Annotated in this window: 6 protein-coding genes; all 6 read right to left on the reverse strand. The window is 56.1% G+C overall.

The window, feature by feature from the left end; translation table 11 throughout:
• The coding region (locus tag V7676_RS18555) for a virB8 family protein (RefSeq protein WP_335661044.1) at positions 1 to 545 on the reverse strand (545 nt) is incomplete at its 3' end.
• 3 nt (positions 546 to 548) lie between these two features.
• Positions 549 to 899, reverse strand: a complete 351-nt coding sequence (locus V7676_RS18560; RefSeq protein WP_335661045.1) for a hypothetical protein — start codon at positions 897 to 899, stop codon at positions 549 to 551.
• Positions 892 to 1,905 (reverse strand): type IV secretion system protein, encoded by a 1,014-nt coding sequence (locus V7676_RS18565; protein WP_335661046.1) that lies wholly within the window; start codon positions 1,903 to 1,905, stop codon positions 892 to 894. The genes V7676_RS18560 and V7676_RS18565 overlap by 8 nt, the downstream gene beginning before the upstream one ends.
• A 27-nt stretch (positions 1,906 to 1,932) precedes the next feature.
• On the reverse strand, positions 1,933 to 2,190 hold the full coding sequence (locus V7676_RS18570; RefSeq protein WP_335661047.1) for a hypothetical protein: 258 nt from the start codon (positions 2,188 to 2,190) through the stop codon (positions 1,933 to 1,935).
• A 2-nt stretch (positions 2,191 to 2,192) separates the two neighbouring features.
• The gene (locus V7676_RS18575) at positions 2,193 to 2,897 is read right to left on the reverse strand and encodes a type IV secretion system protein (protein ID WP_335661048.1); all 705 of its coding nucleotides are present in this window, start codon (positions 2,895 to 2,897) and stop codon (positions 2,193 to 2,195) included.
• A gap of 39 nt (positions 2,898 to 2,936) precedes the next feature.
• Positions 2,937 to 4,631, reverse strand: a 1,695-nt coding sequence (locus tag V7676_RS18580) for a VirB4 family type IV secretion/conjugal transfer ATPase (RefSeq protein WP_335661049.1), incomplete at its 5' end; no start/stop codon positions are given.

Here is a 4,631-nt window from a genome sequence, read left to right on the forward strand (position 1 = left end):
CCTTGCTGGAGCGATTTGGTGAAGCGTATTTGCGCGACTTTTTCGGAAACGAACGTGACTGATTTGACCGCGATGAATATTGTATCGAGGTCGGTGAAGACATTCTGCGGTGAGCTGGCATTATCTTTGCTATAAAATGCCGTCCAGCGCGCCTGTTCTTCGCGTGATGACATCGCCAGCACGCCCTCAAAGAACTCCTTGCGGGCCTGCGGTATCCAGCCCTCGCGGTTGCGGACGTAATCGGCGAGAAAATATTTGGCGACCGCTTCATTATAAGTAATCTGGTTATCACCAGACATCTGCGCAGTAATCTCGCTCGCTCCGGTCGCCTTATCGACAGTGATGACATAGGGCGCGACGGTTTTAAGAGGCGTCAGCATTGCAACAGCGGCCACGCCGGTAACCGCAAGACCGCTGGCAATCGCAGCAACTATCCACGCGAGCCTTTTTGAACGCCGCGCTGCAACAAAGCGGTCGCGGTCCCAGCTTGCGCTTTCCGCAAAATAGGCTTTGAGATCATCTCTATCGGTAATGCCGCCAGCCATCGCTCAGCAACTCTGATAAACGCGCTTTGGCTGCGCGCTGCTAATTGGTGGGACTATGGTTTCGGCATTTTCGCCGGGCCTAGTTACTGGTTTTGGGAGGGTGGATGATTTGCTCGGGAACACGTCCACACCTTCACGTTTTGGCTCCTGTTCTTGGTTTGGCGTTTGTCCTGCGGGGGTTGATGTTCCAGTCTCAGCATCGACGGTCGGCAATATGGAGCCATAAGGGTTGGCCGGTCTGCGCTTTTTCCCATCGCACTTGGACAGCTTGGGCGACTTTGGCGCAGCGGTAACGGGGCTGGCAGGCATAGAGATCGCCAAAGCGGCAATCACAACAATGATTTGTTTATGCATTATTTGCTCCTTCATTTGTTCCGCGACTGACCCAGCCTGATGTTCGCATTCTTGCCATCCCGCGCGAGACGCCCTGTGCGATGGCGCGGCTTGTGGCCTGCGTACCGGTCGCACCGCGTCCGATCACAAACCCACCAGCTGCTGCGATTGCCGATGCGAACTGGTTGGCGAGGGCAGGGCCGCCGCCCCCAAGTGACGCTGCGAGCATCGGAATTTGCAGGAAAAAGAAAAAACCGAGCGCGTAGAAGGCCAAAGCCTTGATTGCGGCCATGCCTATTTCGTCATTTTCAGAAATTGTGGCGATGATTGCTTCGCCGGTCTGCGTAAGAAACAGCGTCAGCACGAGCGCGAAGACGATTAGCATCAAATAATTGATGCACGCGCCGAGCCATGCGAAGAAATAGCCGCGCGTGGACTCGAACAGCAAAGCTGCAACAAAGAGCGGCCCGACTACTGCAAGCAACGCCAGAGCAAACAGGCCAAAAGCGCTGATAACAAAGCCGATGGCGGCACAGAGCAGGGTAGCTACGATCACCATAACTATCAGAAACCCTGAAAAGACAGCGTAGCCGATATCAGGAAGCGTGCCTTGGGTTTCCTGATAATTGGCTCCGATCTTGCGCATAGTGTTGGCAGTTTCAAAGCCAGTGCCTGCCAGCTTGTCATAAAAGCCGCCAAGGCCGCCCACATCTGCACCGCCAAGAGCCGTTGCGAATTGGCTCGGCAGGCCGCCAAGCGCAAACATGCCTATTTGTGTTCCGTAAAGCGATGTGACGGCAAAATAGAGAAACGCGAGCTGGCAGCCGCGATAGGCATATTCACGGAAGGGATATTGCACAGCCCCGCGCATAATGGCGTAACCCAGCAGCGAAATGTAGATCACTATGCCGATCCGCAGCGCGGGTGACACAATACCGATGATAGCAGCATATTTACCAACGATCGCGCCTAAGGCAGAGTTAAGCGCCTCAAACATCGTGGTAAAAACATGATCGCTGAAATCCATCTTGGCACTTGGTCCTTTGGCTTGTTTCTATTGGGTCAGCTGGAGCTGCGATTTGGCGAATGCGGCTGCACGGCAGTTGGTCGTGACCACCGCAGGCTGCGCGCTCGCAGGAGCATTCGAACCTGCCCACCGGCGGCAAACTTCCTGCATTGGCTCAATCTCGGCAGGGTTTGCAGCGTAATATTTCCAAGTTCTGGCTGGCATATCGCTGTCCGTGCCGTCCGAAGTCTCAGACGCGCCGCACCCCGCGAGCAACATCAGGATCGTCAGGCGTGCAGCCCGCATGGTCATTGTCCCCGGTAGTAGCGGCTTGCTTCATCAAGCTTTTGTGCCAAGGCAGCTTGGCCCTCGGCAGCGCGAGCGCGTTCCTGTGCTTGTTGCTGCAAAGCGATGGCCTGCAAGCGCAGCTGGTCATTTTGCATGGCGGCAGATTCCAGTTGCAACCGCGCGGTCAGATCAGCAACTTCCTTGGCTGTGGATGCGGTCGCCAAACGTGTGCGCAGTTGGTCGAGCCCTTGAGCCCGCGAAGTAACGGCGGAGCCGACATTTTCTGCGAGGCCAGCATTGATGCCAATGTTGCGCGCATTGAGATCAAAGGCCGCGCGCGACTGCTCCGAGCCTGCAAGGCCAAGACGGTCCAGAAGTCCGCGATAGACTTCATCGGCCTTCGCGCGGCCCGCGCCAACAACATTGAGATCGCCATTACCGAACCCTTCGAGCGAACCGTTTGATGTATCAAGCTCGCGCAGCGCATCGGTTTTGAGCTGCTGGGCCAATGCCGGGATATCGGTGAGCTTGTTTAAATCCTCATAGAGCCTTTGCGCTTCGGCAATTTGCTCTTTGCCTTGCTTCACCATTTCCAAGGTTTGCCGAACGGTGTTGATCTGCTGGATCAGGCTGGCGCTGTCATGGACGGGCATACCTTGGGCAAATGCGGGCAAGGGGGCTGCGAAAAGCAGCGTGGCACTTAGTATCTGTGTCAATTTCTTCATCGTCTTACCTTTCTTCATGGTTCAGCGTCGTTGTTGGATTCAGCTGGGACGCCTCCGGCTATGGAAGAGGGGAAGCCAGGCGGCAGGGTCGTTTCCTACCTCGGCTATGATTTCATCGACTTGGGCTGTGGTTTCGGCGCGGCCAGACAGGACCGCCAGCGCGTCATCAAGACCGCTCAGATCAAGTTCGACCACCACGCTGTCATGGCCTTGCTTGACCAGAAACTTGTGGCTTTCAGGGGAGAGTTCTTCGCGCACGAGTTTGAATTCGGCTTCTGACAGCGCGAACCCGTCGACATAATCCCGCCTGGCACCAAACGGATTGGGCAGCATGATCTTGGTTGCGACCTGTTCGAGGATCGAATGGCTTATGTCGCTTTTAAGCGCGTCTGCTGGTGACTGTGTTGCAAAAACCATGAGTGCATTGCGTTTGCGATAGGTTTTCAGGCCATCTTGCGCAAAGCGCCGAAAGGCTTCATCGCCTAAGGCCTTCCAGAATTCATCAATGCAAATAATCATCCGCTCGCCGGTTAGGAGCTGGTCGATCCGGTGGAAGAGATACAGCATGACGGGCGTGCGGATATCGGCGTTGTCGAGGAAGTCGGTCATGTCGAAACCGATGAACCGCGCATCAAGCGTCATGCTGTCATCGGGATTGTCGAACACCCAGCCTAGCGAGCCTTCCGACGTCCATTTTTCCAACCGCGCGCCCACACCGCTGGCATCCTTCATGCCGAGCATCGAGCGAAGTGCGCTGAGCGAACGGTCAGCGACGGGCAGTTTCATGACTGCATTTATGCCGTCTTCGATACGTCGTTCTTCCTGCACCGAGATAGGCTTGCCGTCTGCGCGAACCAATTGGCGGATGAAAAGCGAGAGAAAACTTTTGTCCGGGGCGCAGTCAGTCAGTGCCTTGAGCGGGGAGAAGCCGGTGGCGATGCCATTATGCAATGCGAGATAAGTACCGCCGCTTGCCTGCACGAAAATTTGTGCGCCGCGGTCCTTGTCGATGAATATCTGCCGAGCGCCGGTCTTTTCCGCTTGTGCCATCAGAAAGTTAAGCAGCACAGTCTTGCCGCCGCCAGAGGGACCAATAATCAGCGTGTGACCCAAATCGCCTTTATGGAAATTGAAGAAATAGGGGCTTCGCGCGCTGGTCTTGAGAAGCGCTATCGCGTCACCCCAATGATTTCCGTTCGCTTGTCCGGCCGGGAAAGTATGAAAGGGCGAGAAGGCTGCGAAATTGAGCGATGTGATAGGCGCAGGCCGGGCGCGCCAAGCAAAATTGCCGACAAGCTGCGACCAATAGGCAGCTTCAAGCGCAGCGCCCTCGCGCGCCGCCACCATGCCTGTATCGGCAAGGGCGGCGCGGGCCACTGACATATGATCGCGCAAGGCGCGCATACTTGTCCCGTAAACGGCAAGCGTGAAATGATGATCGCCCAGAACGAAGCGGTTCGACATCAGATCATCGCTCGCATCAATCAGCGCATCGGCCTGGCTGACCGCACGGTCGCCTGAGTTTTCCATTTGGGTCATGCGCAGACGGAATTTCTCGGTTGCAGCCGCCCTCCCAAGGAATGTGAAGGATTGTGTCAGTACGAACCCGAAATCGACCGAGAGCAAGGCTTCAAACTGGCGCGGGGTAGTTTGCGCGGGGTATTCGCGGATTCCGAAAATGCCGCCAAACGCTGATGTGTCGGCACCGCGAACCTCGATAGTTTCCGCGCCGAA

This window comes from Parasphingorhabdus sp. (genome assembly GCF_036963805.1).
Taxonomy (GTDB): Bacteria; Pseudomonadota; Alphaproteobacteria; order Sphingomonadales; family Sphingomonadaceae; genus Parasphingorhabdus.

Excerpts from the sequence above, each read along its gene's own strand:
- V7676_RS18570 (WP_335661047.1), bottom strand. The coding sequence starts at position 2,190 with ATGCGGGCTGCACGCCTGACGATCCTGATGTTGCTCGCGGGGTGCGGC.
- V7676_RS18565 (WP_335661046.1), bottom strand. The coding sequence starts at position 1,905 with ATGGATTTCAGCGATCATGTTTTTACCACGATGTTTGAGGCGCTTAAC.
- V7676_RS18575 (WP_335661048.1), bottom strand. The coding sequence starts at position 2,897 with ATGAAGAAATTGACACAGATACTAAGTGCCACGCTGCTTTTCGCAGCC.
- V7676_RS18560 (WP_335661045.1), bottom strand. The coding sequence starts at position 899 with ATGCATAAACAAATCATTGTTGTGATTGCCGCTTTGGCGATCTCTATG.